Origin of the sequence: Superficieibacter sp. 1612_C1 (assembly GCF_015234305.1) — a bacterium.
GTDB lineage: Bacteria > Pseudomonadota > Gammaproteobacteria > Enterobacterales > Enterobacteriaceae > Superficieibacter.
Genome location: NZ_JADGMI010000001.1, coordinates 112,185 through 132,265, shown reverse-complemented (window position 1 = coordinate 132,265; position 20,081 = coordinate 112,185). Strand labels below are relative to the sequence as shown.

The window sequence follows — 20,081 nt, the reverse complement described above, 5'->3', positions numbered from 1 at the left end:
TTGGCAAGTCTTAAGCGACTTGTAGTGGGAATAGTACAGCAGCCCAACCCTGCGGCTGCATCCAGGTGCGCAAGTATACCACCATCGCGGTCATTCTGTGCATCTGCCCTCACCATTGCGCGTTATTTGCTAATCACTCCGGGTCCGTTACCATAGCCCCTGAGCTGAAACTACTGAGAGTCAGACATTTACTATGCCTAAGAAAAACGATGCACCTGCCAGTTTTGAAAATGCGCTAAGCGAACTGGAGCAAATTGTCACTCGTCTGGAAAGCGGAGACCTGCCGCTGGAGCAGGCGCTAAACGAATTCGAACAGGGCGTGCAGCTGGCGCGTCAGGGGCAGAAAAAACTGCAACAGGCTGAGCAACGGGTGCAGATCCTGCTGGCAGATAATGATGAGGCCCCTCTTACCCCCTTTGCGCCGGACGCTGAGTAAATGGACTTTAGCCAACAACTGCACGTTTGTGTTGAGCGGGCGAACGGCGCGCTGCGTCGGTTTATTGAGCCGCAGCCGTTTCAGAACACTCCGCTGGTAGAGGCGATGCATTATGGTGCATTGTTAGGCGGTAAACGCCTGCGCCCCTTTTTGGTTTATGCCACCGGCGAGATGTTCGGCGTCACTTCGCAGACGCTGGACGCGCCCGCGGCGGCCATTGAATGTATTCACGCCTATTCGCTGATCCATGACGATCTCCCGGCGATGGACGATGACGATCTGCGCCGTGGTCAGCCCACCTGCCATATTAAATTTGGCGAGGCGAGCGCGATCCTGGCTGGCGATGCGTTGCAGACGCTGGCCTTCTCGATCCTCAGCAGCGCGCCCATGCCGGATGTTGCCGATCGCGATCGGCTGGCGATGGTCGCAGAACTGGCGCAGGCCAGCGGCGTGGCGGGAATGTGCGGTGGACAGGCGCTGGATCTGGAAGCGGAAGGACAGCATGTTGATCTGGCGGCGCTTGAACGTATCCATCGCCATAAAACCGGGGCGCTGATCCGCGCGGCGGTCAGGCTGGGTGCGCTGAGCGCTGGCGATAAAGGACGTGACGCACTGCCCATTCTTGATACATATGCAGAATCTATCGGTCTGGCCTTCCAGGTTCAGGATGACATTCTCGACGTGGTGGGCGATACTGCGACCTTAGGGAAACGTCAGGGTGCCGATCAGCAGCTTGGCAAAAGTACCTACCCCGCACTTTTAGGCCTTGAGCAAGCTCGCGATAAAGCCCGGGATCTGATTGACGATGCCCGCCAGTCTCTCAGTCAACTGGCCGCACAGTCTCTCGACACCTCAGCACTGGAAGCACTGGCGAATTACATAATCCAGCGTGATAAATAAACAAACACCGCGATGAGTCTCTATGAGTTTTGATATAGCCAAATACCCGACCCTGGCGCTGGTCGACTCCACCCAGGAGTTACGCCTTTTGCCGAAAGAGAGCCTGCCGAAGCTGTGCGACGAACTGCGTCGTTACCTGCTCGACAGCGTGAGCCGTTCCAGCGGACACTTTGCCTCCGGGCTTGGCACGGTTGAGCTTACCGTGGCGCTGCACTATGTCTATAACACCCCGTTCGATCAGTTGATTTGGGACGTCGGCCATCAGGCTTATCCGCATAAAATTTTGACCGGTCGACGGGATAAAATCGACACCATCCGCCAGAAAGACGGGCTGCATCCCTTCCCCTGGCGCGGTGAGAGTGAGTATGACGTCTTGAGCGTCGGCCACTCCTCAACCTCGATCAGCGCGGGCATCGGTATCGCAGTCGCAGCGGAAAAAGAGGACAAACAGCGGCGCACGGTCTGTGTGATCGGCGACGGGGCTATCACTGCTGGCATGGCGTTTGAGGCGATGAACCACGCGGGCGACATCCGCCCGGATATGCTGGTGATCCTCAACGACAACGAAATGTCGATTTCCGAGAACGTTGGCGCGCTGAATAATCATCTGGCGAAAATTCTCTCCGGCAAGCTTTACTCCTCCCTGCGCGAAGGCGGCAAGAAGGTCTTCTCCGGTGTGCCGCCGATTAAAGAACTGCTCAAGCGCACCGAAGAACATATTAAAGGCATGGTGGTGCCGGGCACGCTGTTTGAAGAGCTGGGCTTTAACTATATCGGCCCGGTTGACGGTCACGATGTCCTGAGTCTGGTGAGCACCCTGAAGAATATGCGCGGCCTGAAAGGTCCGCAGTTCCTGCACATTATGACGAAAAAAGGTCGCGGCTATGAGCCTGCCGAGAAAGATCCCATTACTTTTCACGCGGTGCCAAAGTTCGATCATACCAGCGGCGTACTGCCGAAAAGCAGCGGCGGATTGCCCTCGTATTCAAAAATCTTCGGCGACTGGCTGTGTGAAACGGCGGCCAGAGACGACAAGCTGATGGCGGTGACGCCCGCAATGCGTGAAGGCTCTGGCATGGTCGAGTTCTCGCGCAAATTCCCCGATCGTTATTTTGACGTCGCCATTGCCGAACAGCACGCGGTGACGTTTGCCGCCGGGCTGGCGATTGGCGGCTATAAACCGATCGTCGCGATCTACTCCACGTTCTTACAGCGCGCCTACGATCAGGTGATCCACGACGTTGCCATTCAGAAACTGCCGGTGCTGTTTGCTATCGATCGCGCGGGGATCGTCGGGGCCGATGGTCAGACGCATCAGGGCGCATTCGATCTCTCGTTCCTGCGCTGCCTCCCCGATATGGTGATCATGACGCCGAGCGATGAAAACGAATGCCGTCAGATGCTCTATACCGGCTATCACTATAGCGATGGCCCAAGCGCGGTACGTTATCCGCGCGGTTCGGGTACCGGCGCGACGCTGGAGCCGCTTCACTCCCTGCCCATCGGCAAAGGGGTCGTGAAACGTGAGGGCGAGAAAGTGGCTATTCTGAACTTCGGTACCCTGCTGGCGGACGCCGCGCAGGTGGCGGAATCGCTGGACGCTACGCTGGTGGATATGCGCTTTGTGAAGCCGCTCGATGAGGCGCTGATCCTGCAACTGGCCGAACAGCACGAGGTGCTGGTAACGCTGGAAGAGAATGCGATTATGGGCGGCGCGGGCAGCGGCGTGAACGAAGTATTGATGGCACAGCGCAAAGCGGTGCCAGTGCTGAACCTCGGCCTGCCGGATTTCTTTATTCCTCAGGGAACCCAGGAAGAAGCCCGTGCCGAAATTGGCCTTGATGCCGAAGGGATTGAAACGAAAATCCGCAACTGGCTCGCATAACTCCCCTCCCCACTCCTGCTATGCTTAACGATACCCTTATAGCAGGAGTGGAACCATGCAATACAACATGTTAGGAAAAACAGACCTCAGGGTTTCCCGCCTTTGTCTCGGCTGTATGACCTTCGGCGAACCGGATCGCGGCAAGCACGCCTGGACCTTACCGGAAGAGAGCAGTCGTCCCATCATTCAACGCGCGCTGGAAGGCGGCATCAATTTTTTCGATACGGCAAACAGCTATTCTGACGGCAGCAGTGAAGAAATTGTCGGCCGCGCGCTGCGCGACTTTGCGCGTCGTGAAGAGGTCGTTGTCGCCACCAAAGTGTATCACCAGGTGGGTGATCTGGCAGAAGGACTGTCCCGTGCGCAGATCCTGCGCTCCATCGACGATAGCCTGCGCCGTCTGAATATGGAGTATGTTGATCTGCTGCAAATCCACCGCTGGGACTACAACACCCCCATTGAAGAGACGCTGGAAGCCCTGAATGACGTGGTGAAAGCGGGTAAGGCGCGTTATATCGGTGCCTCATCCATGCACGCCTCCCAGTTTGCCCAGGCGCTGGCGCTGCAAAAACAGCACGGCTGGGCACCGTTCGTTACCATGCAGGATCACTACAATCTTATCTATCGTGAAGAAGAGCGCGAGATGCTACCGCTGTGCTACCAGCAGGGCGTCGCGGTGATCCCGTGGAGCCCGCTGGCGCGGGGTCGCCTGACTCGCCCGTGGGGCGAAACGACCGCCCGCTCGGTTTCAGATGAGTTTGGCAGCACGCTGTATAACACCACAGAAGATAACGACGCACAGATTGCCGAACGGCTTGCAGGTGTGGCGGAAGACACTGGCGCAACACGGGCGCAGGTGGCGCTGGCGTGGTTGCTCAGTAAACCCGGCGTCGCCGCACCGATTATCGGCAGCTCGCGGCAGGAGCAGCTTGATGAGCTGTTGCAGGCGGTGGATTTAGCGTTAACACCTGAGCAGATTGCCGAGCTGGAAACGCCGTATCAACAGCATCCGGTGGTAGGTTTTAAATAAGACAGCCACCCGGCAAAACTGCGCTGAAACACCCGCTGTGGTTCTGCCCGGTGACGCTGCGCTTACCGGGCCTACAGACCATATGTAACTCGTTGATATTGCATACATTGTAGGCCGGGTAAGGCGAAGCCGCCACCCGGCAAAGCTGCGCTGACGCACCCGCTGTGGTTCTGCCCGGTGGCGCTGCGCTTACCGGGCCTACAGACCATATGTAACTCGTTGATATTGCATACATTGTAGGCCGGGTAAGGCGAAGCCGCCACCCGGCAAAGCTGCACTGTAGCACCCATTCGGGTTCTGCCCGGTGGCGCTACGCTTACCGGGCCTACAGACCATATGTAACTCGTTGATATTGCATACATTGTAGGCCGGGTAAGGCGAAGCCGCCACCCGGCAAAGCTGCGCTGTAGCACCCGCTGTGGTTCTGCCCGGTGGCGCTGCGCTTACCGGGCCTACAGGTTATGTATAACCCATTGATATTGCATACATTGTAGGCCGGGTAAGGCGAAGCCGCCACCCGGCAAAGCTGCGCTGACGCACCCGCTGTGGTTCTGCCCGATGGCGCTGCGCTTACCGGGCCTACCGGTTATATGTAACGCATTGACATTGCATATATTATGGCCGGGTCAACAATGCGTATTACGCGAAATGATCGTACCCTTTCCAGTCAAACGTGACGGGCTGACCGTTACGTAAAAACTGTAGTCCTTCGCTTTCAGGAACCACCTGTCCGATACAGGTAAACGCCGCGCCCAGATGCTTCAGCGCCACGTCCAGCGCGCCACGATTAAGCTCCGGCACGGTGAAGCAGAGTTCATAATCTTCCCCGCCTCCCAGCGCCCAGCGCAGCGCCTGCTCAGGCTCGGCATGGCGTAATAGCGGCGCAGAAAACGGAAACTCGTCAAGATCGAGACGTGCGCCGCAGCCGCTGGCTTTCAGGATATGCCCGAGATCGGAAATCAGACCGTCAGAGAGATCGATAGCCGAGCTGGCGCGGTCACGCAGCGCCTGCCCGTGCAGCACGCGCGGGGTTGGGCGCAAATGCCGTTTTACCAGATACGCGGCGTCAGCCTCATCATTAACCTGAAGCCGGCCCTGCAATATCGCCAGCCCGGCGGCGCTGTCACCCGGCGTACCGGTAACGTAGATCCAGTCACCCGGTCTGGCTCCCGAGCGCTTAAGGGCACGCCCCAGCGGCACGAAGCCGTGAATACCCAGCGTCATCGACAGCGGACCACGGGTGGTGTCGCCGCCAATCAGCTGCATATCATAATAATTAAGCTGTTCAAACAGACTGTCGCTAAACGCCGCCAGCCACGGCTCGTTCACTTCCGGCAGCGTCAACGCCAGCGTTAACCATGCAGGATCGGCTCCCATGGCGGCGAGATCGCTAACGTTCACCGCCAGTGCCTTACAGGCCAAATCCGCAGGATCGATGTCAGGAAGGAAGTGGATGCCACAGACCAGCGTGTCGGTACTGATTGCCAGCGTCTGTTTTTCAGGAATATTGAGCAGCGCGCAGTCGTCGCCGATGCCGGTTTCAACGTCCAGACGGGAGCTTCTTACGCGGTCAAAATAACGGGCAATCAGGGAAAATTCGCCACATGCCATACGTTATGCCTCAGCAGTAACAAAGAATAAGGCCGGCGGCAGAGCGAGACCGCTCTGCCCTTCCGGCCTGGAGATTACTTTTTGCGGGGACGGATCGCCGGGGCTGCTTTATCCAGCACGCCGTTTACGAATTTGTGGCTGTCTTCAGCGCCAAAGGTTTTTGCCAGTTCGATGGCTTCGTTGATGGCCACTTTATACGGCACATCATCACGTTTGGACAGCTCGAACAGCGCGATACGCAGTACGGCTTTCTCAACCTGGCCCAGCTCTTCGAGCAGACGGGACAGGTACGGCTTCATCAGGCCGTCGAGATATGCGCTGTTAGTCGCCACCCCGGAGAGCAGTTCGCGGAAATACACGATGTCGACATCTTTGACATCCTGTTCCGCCAGGAACTGATATTCAACATCAGAGATGTCGTTCTGGGACAACTGCCAGGAGTAAAGCGCCTGGACGGCACACTCACGGGCGCGGCGACGAGCAGCAGGTTTCACGGAATTCCCCTTACAAAATTCAGGCCTTGATGGCTTTCAATACATTAATCATTTCGAGCGCGGTCAGTGCAGCTTCTGCACCTTTGTTACCGGCTTTGGTTCCCGCGCGTTCGATGGCTTGCTCAATACTTTCCGTAGTGAGTACGCCAAACGCAACCGGGATTTCGCTCTCCTGAGCGACATGCGCCAGACCGTTGCTTGCGCCACCCGCCACATATTCGAAGTGGGCAGTACCGCCACGGATCACCGTGCCAAGCGCCACGACAGCATCATATTTACCGGTTTTTGCCAGCGCGCCCGCCGCCAGTGGCAGCTCGTAAGCACCTGGAACCCAAACAACGGTGATGTTTTCGTCTTTCACCTGACCAATACGCTTGAGGGCGTCAATCGCGCCGTCCAGCAGACTGTCGTTGATGAAATTGTTAAAACGCGCAATGGTGATGGCGACGCGAGCGTCCGGGGCAGCAACGTTAGCTTCAATAATGTTCATATTCTTCCTATGGGTTCATATGGCCCCGCAGGGGGGCGGATTTTATCATAATAATTCAGGCGCTGCTTCTCTTTTACCGCAGGCGCTACAGGTTAGTCAGATGCAGACAAATATCCGGGCCAACCTGACGTATCTCATTGAATTTAAAATGGGGCGCAGCGGCCAGTTTCTCAAGCCCTGGCAGAACACACAGGCCGCGGGCATCGCTGCCCAGCAGTTTAGGCGCAATATAGACCACCAGCTCATCGACCAGTCCGGCCTGAAGCAGTGCGCCTGCAAGCGTTGCACCCGCTTCGACCCAGACGCTGTTAATCTGTTCACGACCCAGTTGCATCAGCAATACGACCAAATCCAGATGCCCGTTATGCGGCGGAATTTTCAGCGTACGGACACCCTGCGGCCAGTCACGCGCATCGTCCTGGGTGCGGGCAAACCAGGTTTCTCCCGTCTGCTGTACGATGCGATGCTCAGGCGTGACGCGGTTTTGGCTGTCCACTACGATACGGACCGGCTGACGCAGGCTTTCTTGCGGGTAAAGCGCTTGTGTATCGGAGGAGAGTTCGTCCCAGCGCACGTTAAGCTGCGGATCGTCCGCCAGTACCGTCGCGCTGCTGGTGAGGATCGCGTGACTTTGCGCGCGCAGACGCTGCACGTCGCGTCGCGCTTGCGGGGAGGTGATCCACTGGCTTTCCCCGCTCGCCATCGCCGTTCGTCCGTCAAGCGATGCGCCCAGCTTAAGCTGTACATACGGAAAACCAGTGCGCATCCGCTTGAGAAATCCTTTATTTAACGCTTCAGCTTCGCTCATCATCAGCCCGTGGCTGACGTCAATGCCTTCCTGCTTCAGGCGATACAACCCGCGTCCGGCGACCTGAGGGTTAGGATCCTGCATGGCGGCAACCACGCGCGTCACGCCTGCGGCAATCAGCGCCTCGCAGCACGGCGGCGTGCGCCCGTGATGGCTGCATGGCTCCAGCGTAACGTAGGCCGTCGCGCCGCGAGCATTCTCCCCCGCCAAACGCAGGGCGTGAACTTCTGCATGCGGCTCGCCGGCACGGCGATGATAACCTTCGCCGACAATCCGGCCCTCTTTCACAATGACACAACCCACATTAGGGTTGGGATGAGTCGTAAAACGACCACGCTGCGCCAGTTTCAGCGCTCGCGCCATGAATATTTCATCCTGCATGAGGTTAATCCTGTAAGCGGGCGATCTCTTCGCCGAACTCTTTGATGTCTTCAAAACTACGGTAAACCGAAGCAAAACGGATATAGGCGACTTTATCGAGTTTTTTAAGTTGTTCCATCACCAGGTTACCGATCATCTTACTGGCAACTTCGCGTTCACCCGTTGCCCGAAGCTGCGATTTAATATGATTGAGCGCCATTTCAACATCGTCGGCGCTTACCGGGCGTTTCTCCAGCGCCCGAAGGATGCCGTTGCGCAGCTTGTCTTCATTAAAGGGTTCGCGCACATCGTTGCTTTTTATCACCCGCGGCATCACCAGTTCTGCCACTTCAAAGGTGGTAAAACGTTCATTACATACCAGGCACTGTCGCCGACGGCGCACGGAAGATCCTTCACCCACCAGACGAGAATCAATGACTTTGGTATCTACGGCTAAACAAAATGGGCAGTGCATATCGCGTCCTGACGAGGGGTGAATGTGACCTATAGTTTACCCTGAACTGGCGGGACTACAAAGGAAGAGCTTTTTTGAGACTATGGATCGATGGCAGACGCGCCGTTATCCTCTACCATAATGACAATAATTGTCCTTTTAAAGGGATCGACACGATGACAAGACGTTATTTGAAAGTGTTTGCGCTGGGAAGCCTGTTTGCTCTGACCGCCTGCGCGCCGCAAAGTGAAGTTCGCCAGCTGCATCAGAGCGTCAGTACGCTCAATAAAGAGATGACGCAGCTCAATCAGGAAACGGTAAAAATTACCCAACAAAATACGCTGAATAAAAAATCGGCCAGTGGCGTCTACCTGCTGCCGGGAGCGAATACGCCAGCCCGCCTGAACAGCCAGATTGGGATGCTGCGTATGTCGCTGGCAAATATTGCCCCGAACGCAGACGGCACGCGCGTCACGCTGCGTATTCAGGGGGAGTCAAACGATCCGTTACCAGCCTTCAGCGGCACGGTTGAGTGGGGACAACTTCAGGGCACGACGCAGGATTATCAGGAAGTTAACGTTAAGAACCAGCTGATCAATGCTCCAGCCAGCACGCTGGCTCCGAGCGATGTTGAGATTCCGCTCCAGCTTAACGGTATTACGCCTGAGCAATTAGGTTTCGTTCGAATCCATGATATTCAGCCCGCGCAGCAACCCTGACAACGTACTGTAAGCCTTCAGACGCAGGATAATTGCCCCAACCCGACGCAGCTGTCGGGTTGGGCTTTGTTCCCACTAACCCTATTCCTGCTTTACCCACCGGTCTTTGTTGTCACCCTGCTTCCGATTGCCATCGTTTTTTCTGGTCACTGCCTGGCCGTTACCATCACTCATACTTATTTAAATCCGGTAAATATTGGCAACAAACACTCTTATCAGTACAATCGCCGCCGTTAATGTACGCAAACGTGAACGCAATCGATTACGTGTGTGACAGGAATGTGAAACAACACATATTTTTGTGAGCAATGATTCTTATAATAGGCACCACAGAAATTCGAAATATTTAGTAACGCGCAGTCATCTTTTTCATTCCCGTCAGGGATTTTTCAAACAGTGGCATAACTATGAAACATACAATTCTTGCAGCAGGCGCAGTGCTGGCGCTCTCTTCTGGCTTCACCGCTCAGGCAGCCGACGCGGAAAAACCGCAGTTCCTCTCCGACTGGTGGCATCAGAGCGTCAACGTGGTCGGCAGCTATCACACCCGCTTTGGGCCAGCATTACGTAACGATACCTATCTGGAATACGAAGCGTTCGCTAAAAAAGACTGGTTTGACTTCTACGGCTATGTGGATGCGCCGCGTTTCTTCGGCGGTGACGGCGATTCACGCGGCATCTGGAACCACGGTTCGCCACTGTTTACCGAAATCGAACCGCGTTTTTCAATTGATAAACTGACCAACTCCGACCTGAGCGTTGGCCCGTTCAAAGAGTGGTACTTCGCCAACAACTATATCTACGATATGGGCCGTAACGAGGCGGGTCGTCAGAGCACCTGGTATATGGGTCTGGGTACAGACGTGGAAACCGGTCTGCCAATTGGCCTTAATCTGAACATTTATGCCAAGTACCAGTGGCAAAACTACGGTGCCTCTAACGAAAACGAGTGGGATGGCTACCGCTTCAAAATTAAATACTTTGTGCCGATCACCGACGTCTGGGGCGGCCACCTGAGCTACATCGGCTTCACCAACTTTGACTGGGGTTCAGACCTGGGCGACGATCAGTATCGCACCAGCAACTCCATTGCTTCCAGTCACGTTCTGGGGCTGAACTACGATCACTGGCACTACTCTGTGGTCGCGCGTTACTTCCACAACGGTGGTCAGTGGAACGATGGCGATCAGCCGGTATGGCAGGCGGAGCCGATCAAGTCTAACGGCTTCGGCTGGTATCTGGTCGCAGGGTATAACTTCTAATCCCCGCTCTCCCGGTAAGTCGGCTGTGTTGTCGACTTATCGGGGGCTATTTTACTGCTCCCCCTTCCCCGCTCGCATTTATATAATCACATCGTCAATAATATTTAATAAACCATACCCCGAGCCTATTTATAAAACTAAAAACATAATCTCCAGATATATAAATACACATCCTATTAATTTCAATAATATATTTAATATTGTATAAACGCTATACGGATCACGTTACTCGTCATCCACGGCGTATATTTGTGATCATTTTCTCACTCTGCTCAAAACCGAATAGGAAAACGTTTTCCTTTTTTTATAATCACAGCCAACAGGATCGAACCGATGCAATAGAAATGATGAAAAAAGCCGATAACAAAACTCGCATCACAATAAAAGACATTGCCAGCGCGGCTAATGTCAGTATTAGTACCGTATCCAAAGTGATGAATGGCACCGGGTCGATTAGTCAGCATACCAAAGATAAAATTACGCGCGTCATTAATGATATGGATTATCGCCCCAGCGAACTGGCCCGCTCGCTGCATCAGAAGAAAACCTATACCATCGGCTTATTATCCAGCGACGGCTACGGACGATTTAGTTTGCCTATTTTGAAAGGAATTGAAAGCGCGCTGGCAGAAGCGCAGATCTCCGTTTTCCTGTGTAATGCCAGCGGTTCGCCGCAGGAATTCAAACGGCATATTGCCTCCTTATTAGCAAAACATGTAGATGGCATTATTGTCACCGCCGCCAAAACGGATAAACGCGAACCGCTGAATTTAAAAAATAATACGCCGGTGGTGTATGCCTATACCGACGTGGATGATGACAATGCGATGTGCGTGCTGCCTGACGACTTCGGCGCGGGCGAGCTGGCCTGTCAACATCTGGTCGAGCAGGGCTGCAAAAATATTGTGCAAATCACCGGGCCTGAGCGTTTTATGGCCGTGCAGCAGCGTGACGCGGGCTGTCAGAAGGTGCTGATGGCGCAGGGTTTGCGTAATTATCCTCTTAGCTACGGAAGCTGGACCTCGGAACATGGCTACAGCGCCGTGCGGGATCTTCTGGCTCAGGGCATCGGGATCGACGGCGTCATTACCGGGAATGATTTAATTGGTCACGGCGTACTACAGGCGTTATATGAATACCACAAATCCGTCCCCGGCGATGTAGCGGTGGTGAGCTTTGATAACTGGCAGGTCATCACGGAATTGTGCCGCCCCACATTAAGCAGTATTGATTTTCAACTGAAAGAATTAGGCCGCATTGCCGGTGAGTGTTTAATAGAAAAAATAGATGGTCAGGATCGCAGAGGGAAAATTATGGTCCCCTGCTACTTACAACCCGGAGAATCAAGTTGTAAATATTCTCAAGCGTAACAAATTAGGGGATTTTATGATTTCTAAATTTGTCCATACCACCGTTGCCGCGTGTATTATTTCCGCCTCATTTAATGGAATTGCGCAGGCAAAAGAAACAATAACCTTTTGGGGCCGCAGCGATCAGTCATCTCTGGAGGTTATTGTTAATGAATACAATAAATCCCAGGATAAGGTTAACGTTCGCCTGAATGTCATTCCCAACTCCTCCTTAATGTCTAAACTGAGCTCATCCATTGCCGCCGGGAATCCTCCCGATCTGGTGGCGCTTGATATTGTCTATTTCCCCGAACTTAACCGCTCTGAACAGCTGGTGGATCTGACGGACAAAATCGGCACCAAAGATTATATAGGCCAGTTTAGCGACACGCTGAAAGCGATTGGCAGCTATGAAGGCCATATTTATGGCGTTCCTTTTGCCGCTGAATCTTCTTTCCTCTATTACAATAAAAAGCTTTTCCGCGAGGCTGGTTTAGACCCGCAACGACCGCCGGAGACGCTACAGGAATTACGTGAGGATGCTGAGAAGATCACCAAACTTGGCGACGGCTATTACGGCTTTGCGCTCCCCGGCGGATGTTCCGGTTGTCTGGCGTTTACCTTTGTGCCTTATCTCTGGGCCAACGGCGGCGATCTGGTCTCCGCTGACGGCAAAACCTCGGTGGTTAACTCAGAAAATAACAAAAAAACGCTCACCTTTTTCCACAACATGTACAAAGACGGGTTAATTTCGCCGCTCTCCCGGGCCGATTCCTCCCTCAACGACTCGTTTGCCTCCGGGAAAATCGGCATGGTGGGTTCTGGCGCATTCACCTTTAAAGTATTTAAAGATAACTACCCTGATATTGATTATGGCGTAGCTTATTTCCCCGGTGAGAAAAAAGGCGACTGGGCCTCCTTCTCTGGCGGCGACGCTTTTGCCATTCCGGTCGGTAGCAAGCATGAGAAAGAAGCCATTGATTTTATCAACTGGACCTTATCGAAAGAGACGCAGATCGAAGTCCTGGCGAAAAATGGCTATATTCCCACGCGCCAGGACGCCAGCGAAAATCCGTACAGCCAGAAAGACGCCAAATATTTACTGGCCAGTAAAGCGCTGGCCAAAGGACATGTGCCTTATCTGGTCCCTTATAATGAAACCATTAATGCCCAAAATAGCCCGCTGCTGACGCTGATACAAAAATCCATTTTTGAAGGCGATGTGGATAACGCGCTGAAAACGGCTGACCATAAAATTAAGCAAATTTTAAAAAGATCGGAACAGTAAGATTTACTAAAATCGTTCTAAATAAGGCCTCTGCCAGTACGTTACTACTGGCAGATCGCCTGTCGGTGAGGCGTTGAGAATGTCTACACAAACAGAAGAGTATCAACCCCAGCTTTTTCAGCAATGGCTTCAACAAAAAAATGCTGCATTGTCCGGGCTGAAATTCCGTAAAAACAACACCAAAGGTTATCTGGGGTTTTTATTCATCCTGCCGGTGCTGATCGTCGTGGGGCTGTTCTTTATTACCCCGCTCATTATGACCGCATGGATGTCTTTTTATAAGTGGCCCCTGTTTGGCAAGGTCAAATTTATTGGCCTGACGAATTATCTTAATATTATTGATGATGATATTTTCTGGCATGCATTAAAGTTCACGTTTATGTACGCCATCATTATTACGCCGTTGATATTCATACTGTCGATGGTCATGGCGTCGCTGGTGAAAGAGAACCACAAACCCGGCGTCGCGTTTTTCCGCAGCGTCTATTTTCTGCCTACGGTGATTGGCTTTGGCGCGGCCAGTATTATGTGGCGCTGGTTGCTCGATCCGCGCTACGGCCTGCTGAATCATCTCGGCGTCTCGCTAGGGGTGTTTGACGCACCGGTAATTTATCAGGATTCTTTTAACGCCAGCTTCTGTGTCGTTATCGCGATGGTGTTATGGAAAACGGCGGGTTTTAACATGATCCTGCTGCTGGTTGGCCTACAGGGGATCGATAAAGATATTTATCATGCGGCGCAGGTCGATGGTGCAACAGGCTGGCGGCGGCTACGCTACATCACGCTGCCGCTGATGCGACGCACCTTTATGCTAACGCTGATCCTCTCCGTATCCGGCTCGCTGCTGGCTTTCGATCAGTTTTATATTATTACCAATGGCGGCCCGATGGATAAGACCATCACCAACGTATTTTATATTTACAACAACTCCTTTCTTTATGGTCGTATGGGTTATGGTGCTGCGTTATCTATTGTCCAGCTATTCATCTTAATGGTTATTAGCATTCTGCAAATCTGGTTCTTACGCGATAAAGAGGGACGGGCTTAATCATGAGCAACGACGTCGTTTTACAGTTTAACCGCCAGAGAAACACCCTCACCGGGATCTTATTCTATGCGGTTAATGGCCTGTTAGTGATAGGGTTCCTGTATCCCTTAGCGTGCGTATTTATTTCGTCATTGAAAATCCCTGGCGACCTGGTAATGACGCCGCCGACATGGTGGCCGTCTATTTTCACTATCGATAACTTTAGCGAACTGTTGCTCTCCAGTAACAGTATGACCAGAGCAATTATGCTGTCAGGGATAATATCACTCCTGACGGTGATCGGAACGGTGATCTTGTCCACGCTGGCTGGCTATGGTTTTTCACGCTTTAATTTTCGCGGTAAGAACCTCTTTTTTGTCATCATCCTGTTAACGATGATGATCCCTTTCCAGCCAATTTTGACGCCGCTATTTATTATTATTACCAAAATGGGGCTGCAAAATAACATTATCGGGTTGGTGCTGGTTTATATTACTTTCCAGCTGCCGTTTAGCGTTTTTATGATGCGCAACACCTTTGACAGCATTCCAAAAGAAATAGATGAAGCGGCACAGCTTGACGGTTGCTCACCGCTAAAAATCCTTTTCCGGGTCATGCCGACCATGATTTCCCCCGGCATTGTCACCGTCATCGTCACCACATTTATTGCCGCATGGAATGAGTTCTTAGTTGCGCTGGTATTTATGACCGATTCAGAGAACTACACCATGCCTATTTTACTGTTTACCACCAGCTCCGGGCAGTATGGCACCGTTAACTGGGGCTTACTCCAGGCCAGCACCACCTTCACCATGCTGCCCTGCATCATTATTTTCCTGTTTTTACAAAAGCATTATGTCAGCGGATTAACCAGCGGTGCCACGAAAGGCTAATCCAATACTTGTCTATTATTTCATGGAGATCGAGCATGAAGCTAAATACGGTATCTGCCATTCCGGGAACGCTGTCGTTTATTAATCCGGGCAATATCCAGCCTCTCGGATGGCTGAAGCGTCAGTTAACACTACAGGCGCAGGGTCTTTCCGGGCAACTGGAAGAGGTCTGGCCCGATGTCGGTGAAAACAGCGGCTGGCTGGGCGGTAGCGGCGAGAGCTGGGAGCGCGGCCCTTATTACCTCGACGGGCTGCTTCCGCTGGCGTACTGCCTGCATGATGAAAAGCTGATCAAGAAAACGCAGAAGTGGATTGAGTGGATGCTCAATAGTCAGGATGCGGAGGGCTGGTTTGGACCCCGGCAGAATAATGACTGGTGGCCGCGCATGGTGGCGCTGAAAGTATTGATGCAGTACGCCGACGCCACCAGCGATCCCCGCGTTCTGCCTTTTATGCAGCGCTACTTCCATTATCAGCTTCAACATCTTCCTGAACGCCCGCTGAGCGACTGGGGGAAAGCCCGCGCCGCCGATAACGTTCTCCCGGTACTGTGGGCGTGGAAACAGCAGCCGGATGATGACAAACTGCCCGAACTTGCCCAACTGCTGCTGGCGCAGGGAAATCACTGGCCGGACTTTATCCTCCATCATTTGCCCACCGGCCCGGTTAACTATTTCTCTCATCTGACGCATGTGGTTAACGTCGCGATGGGAATGAAATACTCCGCCATGCATGACGATATTGATCAACAGCGCCAGCGGCTGACAGAAATTCAGCGCTGCTTTAGCGAACTGGATCGCCACCACGGGCAGGCGCAGGGCATGTTCTCCGGCGATGAGTGGCTGGCGGGCAACGCACCGGAACAGGGCGTGGAGCTATGCGCCATAGTCGAATTAATGTATTCGCTGGAAAACCTGCTGCGGATCTACGGCGAGGCCAGCTTTGCCGATCGTCTCGAACGCATCGCGTTTAACGCCCTGCCCGCCGGGATCACCGCAGACATGATGGCGCACCAATACCATCAACAGCCGAACCAGATTGCTGCCAGCGTTGCCCAGCGCAACTGGACCTATAGCGGAGACGAATGTAATACCTTCGGTCTGGAGCCTAACTTCGGCTGCTGTACCGCGAATTATCATCAGGGCTGGCCGAAGTTCTGTAACAGCCTGTTCATGCGCGTCGGCGCAGGCGATCTGGCCTGTATGGTATACGCCCCTGCTACCGTCGAATCGGGCGACTGGAAAGTATCGCTGGATACCGATTATCCCTTCAACGCCGATCTGATCTTTACGGTGCATTCCGCGCCTGTCGGAGAGAAAACGCTGTGGCTGCGCATACCGCAATGGAGCTGCGGCGCGCTTATCACCCTCAACGGCAATACCCTTCCCGTGGTGAATGAAAGCGGCTATCTGCCCCTCACCCGGCAGTGGCAGACCGGAGACAATGTTACCGTCATCTTTGAACGTGAGGTTATCGTTGAACCGCGTCATCACAACGCGGTCAGCCTCTATTACGGTCCGCTGCTGATGGCGCTGACGCCCGGCGAAATCTGGGAAAAAATTCCCGGCGGCGCGATCACCGGCGACTGGGAAGTGCGTCCACGTTCCACCTGGAACTATGCGCTCGACGTCCAGCCGGAAACCGGCGCGGATATTCGTGAGATCCACTATCGGCCTTCCGGCGAGCAGCCGTTTGCGCTAGCCAGTGCCCCGCTGACCCTGCGCGCCAGCGCACGTCGGCTCCCCACCTGGAAAGTCGTGGATAACTCGGCAGGCCCGGTGCCGAACAGCCCGGCGTACGACGCAATGTCGTGCCCGTCGACGGTCACGCTGGTGCCTTACGGCTGCGCGCGTATTCGCATCGCCGAATTCCCGTGGGTTGACGGACGCCAGAAGCAAGCGGAAGCACATTAAAGGGTAAGGCAATGGCAACAATACGATTAGAGTCCGTTTACAAAGCGTATTCGGCAAAACAGATCGTGATTAACGATATCAACCTGACCATCAACAAAGGTGAGTTTTGCGTCATCGTTGGCCCGTCCGGCTGCGGAAAATCTACCCTGCTGCGGATGATCGCCGGGCTGGAGGAGATCTCTGCAGGTGAGTTGTATATTGATGATAAACGCATGACCGAGGTCCCCTCTTCCGAGAGGGGCATCGCGATGGTGTTTCAGAACTATGCGCTCTATCCCCATATGACCGTCGAGGAAAACATGGGCTTCGCCCTGAAGATGGCGAAGATGCCCGAGAATGAGATAAAAAAACAGGTGGCCGCGGCGGCGAAATCCTTGCAGCTGGAGGAACTGCTTACCCGTCGCCCCGCCGCGCTCTCCGGCGGGCAGCGACAGCGCGTGGCGATCGGACGCGCTATCGTGCGCAAACCCGGTGCCTTTTTGTTTGATGAACCGCTCTCCAACCTGGACGCAGGTCTGCGTGCGCAAATGCGTCTTGAGATTGGCCGCCTGCATCGGGAATTTGAAAACATCGCCACCATTTATGTCACCCACGATCAGGTGGAGGCGATGACGCTGGCGGATAAAATCGTGCTGCTTAACAGCGGCGAAAACGTCAATAAATACGGCAGCGTGGCGCAGATTGGCTCGCCAATGGCGCTTTACGAACATCCGCGCAATAAATTTACCGCCAGCTTTATCGGCTCGCCGCGGATGAATTTCTTGCCCGCCCAGGTAATCCAAATCCATGCTGACCGCGTGGAGGTCAGGCTGCCGGGTGGTGAGATTCTGAGCGCAGGGGTGAGCGGCAAGCAGTTATCATGCGGTGAAAACGTGACGGTAGGGGTCCGCCCGGAGCACATTACCCTGACGGCGGATGCGCGCGAGAACGTCCTTGAGCGGAGTATCCATTTTATCGAGCAGCTTGGCGACGCCACCTGTCTGTATCTGGACGGCGACATCACGGCGAAGCTCACGGGCCATCATCAACATCAGTGCTACAGCACCGTTAGGCTGCACCTCCCGGCACACTGTTGTCATCTTTTTGATCATAACGAACAGGCGTGCCCTCGCCTGCCCGCTTGACCCCACTGACTCGTCGAAAGGCGAGTCGGTGCTATCGCGTGGATCTCACCGTAACAGCTCGCTGATTAACTTAACGTTAAGGAATAAACACCATGCCTGTCACGCTTCATAACCCGCTGGTCGAGGGCTGGTATGCCGACCCGGAAATACGTTTCTACGAAGGCCAGTACTGGATTTACGTTACGCGCTCCTTCACGGAATATGAAAAGCAGCTCAATATTGACGCCTTCTCCTCCCCGGATTTAGTGCACTGGCAAAAGCATTCGGGGATCGTTGAGATGGCAGATTTTCCGTGGATCTGGCGTGCGGTCTGGGCACCGACCATCGTCGCCGCGCACGACAAGTATTACCTCATCTTTGCCTCTAACGACATTCAGCGCGATGAAGAACAGGGCGGTCTGGAAATCGCCGTCGCGGATACCCCCGCCGGTCCGTTCCGCGCGCTGCTTAAACACCCTCTTATTGACCATTTTATCAACGGCGCACAGCCCATCGACGCGCATCTTTTTGCCGATGACGACGGCAAAATCTACCTCTATTACGGTGGATGGGGACACTGCAACGTCGCGCAGATGAACCCGCAAATGGATGGATTTGTTCCCTTTGAGAATGGCGAAAAGTTCCGGGAAATCGACATTCCCGGCTATGTTGAAGCGCCGTGCATGATAAAACGCCGGGGGAGATATCATTTTATGTGGTCGGAAGGCAACTGGAAGAATGGAACCTACCGGGCAGTGGCCGCAGACAGCGACACGCCATTCGATTTCTCCGGTCCGAGAACCGTGATCCTCACCGCACAGCCCATTGCCGACGGCCCAGGACACCACAGCTGTATTTCGCTCGGGAATGACGATAGCTGGCTAATTGCCTATCACCGGCGCATTCCAGGCGATAGCGAAGCAGGACACCGAATGCTGTGCCTGGACAAGCTGGCGTTTAAAGACGGGCAGATCCAACCGGTGATCATGACGGCGCAAACGGAAATTTACGCGCCCCCGGCCTGACGCCTGCGTAAAAAAATCCCGGTCAAATGACCGGGATTTTAGTATGACATAAAAGCCAGTTTACGGCAGAAGCGACGGCTGATCCGCCCCTTCTTTCTCGACTTTCTGCTGGAGCATATGCTCGCGCTTCATACCCAGTTTCAGCGCCAGCGCCGAAGCCACGTAGATTGACGATGCGGTACCGATGGAAACACCGATCAGCATGGTCAGTGAGAAGCCTTCCAGTACCGGACCCCCGAAGAGATACAGCATCAGAATAACCACCAACGTTGTACCGGAGGTAATCAACGTACGGTGCAGCGTCTGGGTCAAAGACACGTTAAAGATTTCGTAAGGCGTCCCGCGACGAATTTTGCGGAAGTTTTCACGAATACGGTCCGATACCACGATGCTGTCGTTCAGTGAGTAACCGATAACCGACATCAACGATGCAACGATGGTCAGGTCAATCTCGATATGGAACAGCGACAGGATCCCTAAGGTGATGATCACGTCGTGCGCCAGCGAGATAACCACCCCTGCCGCCAGTCGCCACTCGAAGCGGAAACCGACATACACAAGGATGGAGATCAGCGCCACCATCAGCGCCATCGCACCGGTTTGCGCCAGATCGGCACCGACGCTCGGCCCGACGAATTCAATGCGCTTAACCGCCGCGTTCTGGCTGGTGGCTTCATTGATGACGCTCAGCACCTTGCTACCCAGTACCTGCCCGCCGTTTTCACCTTCGGTTGGCGGCATGCGCACCATGATGTCGTGGCTGCTACCAAAGTTCTGCAACTGCGGCTCTTCAAAGCCCGCCTTTTGCAGCGCTTCGCGCATCACGTCCATATCCGCCGGTTTTTCCAGGGTGATTTCAATAACGGTACCGCCGGTGAAATCGAGACCCCAGTTAAATCCGCGCACGCCCATAATGACAATGGCCGCCACCAGCAACAAACCGGAGATGCCGAAAGCCCAGTAGTCCCAGCGCATAAAGTCGTAGACTTTACGGCCGTGGTTCAATTGTTCAACAGTATATTCCTGTGCCACAT

At 54.0% G+C, this 20,081-nt stretch carries 19 protein-coding genes; 13 read left to right on the top strand and 6 right to left on the bottom strand.

Annotated elements, in window-relative coordinates; genetic code table 11:
- Positions 1 to 193 precede the first annotated feature (193 nt).
- From xseB to INT84_RS00670, 4 genes are read left to right on the top strand one after another with little or no spacing between them, the layout of a single operon-like run.
- Positions 194 to 436, top strand: a complete 243-nt coding sequence (gene xseB, locus INT84_RS00685; RefSeq protein ID WP_194205238.1) for an exodeoxyribonuclease VII small subunit — start codon at positions 194 to 196, stop codon at positions 434 to 436.
- Positions 437 to 1,336, top strand: coding sequence for a (2E,6E)-farnesyl diphosphate synthase (gene ispA, locus INT84_RS00680; RefSeq protein ID WP_194205237.1), 900 nt, complete (start codon positions 437 to 439; stop codon positions 1,334 to 1,336).
- 22 nt (positions 1,337 to 1,358) lie between these two features.
- A complete protein-coding gene (gene dxs / locus INT84_RS00675; RefSeq protein ID WP_194205236.1) occupies positions 1,359 to 3,221 on the top strand; it encodes a 1-deoxy-D-xylulose-5-phosphate synthase in 1,863 nt (620 codons plus the stop codon).
- Between the two features lie 55 nt (positions 3,222 to 3,276).
- A complete protein-coding gene (locus INT84_RS00670; RefSeq protein WP_194205235.1) occupies positions 3,277 to 4,251 on the top strand; it encodes an aldo/keto reductase in 975 nt (324 codons plus the stop codon).
- Positions 4,252 to 4,890: 639 nt separating this feature from the next.
- Here INT84_RS00670 and thiL read toward each other — a convergent pair.
- The 5 genes from thiL to nrdR all read right to left on the bottom strand — a co-directional run bounded on the left by thiL (position 4,891) and on the right by nrdR (position 8,489).
- Complete coding sequence (gene thiL, locus INT84_RS00665) at positions 4,891 to 5,862, bottom strand: thiamine-phosphate kinase (protein WP_194205234.1); 972 nt, start codon at positions 5,860 to 5,862, stop codon at positions 4,891 to 4,893.
- A gap of 74 nt (positions 5,863 to 5,936) precedes the next feature.
- Entirely contained in the window at positions 5,937 to 6,356 is a 420-nt protein-coding gene (gene nusB / locus INT84_RS00660) for a transcription antitermination factor NusB (protein ID WP_176916802.1), read from the bottom strand.
- 19 nt (positions 6,357 to 6,375) lie between these two features.
- Positions 6,376 to 6,846, bottom strand: a complete 471-nt coding sequence (ribE, locus tag INT84_RS00655) for a 6,7-dimethyl-8-ribityllumazine synthase (protein ID WP_176916803.1) — start codon at positions 6,844 to 6,846, stop codon at positions 6,376 to 6,378.
- 85 nt (positions 6,847 to 6,931) lie between these two features.
- Positions 6,932 to 8,035 carry a bifunctional diaminohydroxyphosphoribosylaminopyrimidine deaminase/5-amino-6-(5-phosphoribosylamino)uracil reductase RibD gene (ribD, locus tag INT84_RS00650; protein ID WP_194205233.1) on the bottom strand — a complete coding sequence of 368 codons (1,104 nt, stop codon included), beginning with the start codon at positions 8,033 to 8,035 and terminating at the stop codon, positions 6,932 to 6,934.
- A 4-nt stretch (positions 8,036 to 8,039) separates the two neighbouring features.
- Complete coding sequence (gene nrdR, locus INT84_RS00645; protein WP_194205232.1) at positions 8,040 to 8,489, bottom strand: transcriptional regulator NrdR; 450 nt, start codon at positions 8,487 to 8,489, stop codon at positions 8,040 to 8,042.
- A 155-nt stretch (positions 8,490 to 8,644) separates the two neighbouring features.
- Between nrdR and INT84_RS00640 the strand changes: the two genes are divergently transcribed.
- The 9 genes from INT84_RS00640 to INT84_RS00600 all read left to right on the top strand — a co-directional run bounded on the left by INT84_RS00640 (position 8,645) and on the right by INT84_RS00600 (position 19,047).
- Entirely contained in the window at positions 8,645 to 9,187 is a 543-nt protein-coding gene (locus INT84_RS00640) for a DUF3251 domain-containing protein (RefSeq protein WP_194205231.1), read from the top strand.
- A 407-nt stretch (positions 9,188 to 9,594) separates the two neighbouring features.
- Entirely contained in the window at positions 9,595 to 10,449 is an 855-nt protein-coding gene (locus INT84_RS00635) for a nucleoside-specific channel-forming protein Tsx (protein ID WP_194205230.1), read from the top strand.
- A 344-nt stretch (positions 10,450 to 10,793) separates the two neighbouring features.
- Positions 10,794 to 11,819, top strand: coding sequence for a LacI family DNA-binding transcriptional regulator (locus INT84_RS00630; RefSeq protein WP_194205229.1), 1,026 nt, complete (start codon positions 10,794 to 10,796; stop codon positions 11,817 to 11,819).
- 16 nt (positions 11,820 to 11,835) lie between these two features.
- Positions 11,836 to 13,086, top strand: coding sequence for a sugar ABC transporter substrate-binding protein (locus INT84_RS00625; RefSeq protein ID WP_194205228.1), 1,251 nt, complete (start codon positions 11,836 to 11,838; stop codon positions 13,084 to 13,086).
- Between the two features lie 79 nt (positions 13,087 to 13,165).
- Positions 13,166 to 14,134, top strand: a complete 969-nt coding sequence (locus tag INT84_RS00620) for a carbohydrate ABC transporter permease (RefSeq protein ID WP_194205227.1) — start codon at positions 13,166 to 13,168, stop codon at positions 14,132 to 14,134.
- Between the two features lie 2 nt (positions 14,135 to 14,136).
- Complete coding sequence (locus INT84_RS00615) at positions 14,137 to 15,006, top strand: carbohydrate ABC transporter permease (protein WP_194205226.1); 870 nt, start codon at positions 14,137 to 14,139, stop codon at positions 15,004 to 15,006.
- A gap of 35 nt (positions 15,007 to 15,041) precedes the next feature.
- A complete protein-coding gene (locus INT84_RS00610) occupies positions 15,042 to 16,919 on the top strand; it encodes a beta-L-arabinofuranosidase domain-containing protein (protein WP_194205225.1) in 1,878 nt (625 codons plus the stop codon).
- A gap of 11 nt (positions 16,920 to 16,930) precedes the next feature.
- A complete protein-coding gene (locus tag INT84_RS00605) occupies positions 16,931 to 18,043 on the top strand; it encodes an ABC transporter ATP-binding protein (RefSeq protein WP_194205224.1) in 1,113 nt (370 codons plus the stop codon).
- A 92-nt stretch (positions 18,044 to 18,135) separates the two neighbouring features.
- The gene (locus INT84_RS00600) at positions 18,136 to 19,047 is read left to right on the top strand and encodes a glycoside hydrolase family 43 protein (protein WP_194205223.1); all 912 of its coding nucleotides are present in this window, start codon (positions 18,136 to 18,138) and stop codon (positions 19,045 to 19,047) included.
- A 60-nt stretch (positions 19,048 to 19,107) separates the two neighbouring features.
- Here the strand turns inward: INT84_RS00600 and secF are convergent, their stop codons facing one another.
- Positions 19,108 to 20,079, bottom strand: coding sequence for a protein translocase subunit SecF (gene secF, locus INT84_RS00595; protein WP_194205222.1), 972 nt, complete (start codon positions 20,077 to 20,079; stop codon positions 19,108 to 19,110).
- Positions 20,080 to 20,081: the final 2 nt, after the last annotated feature.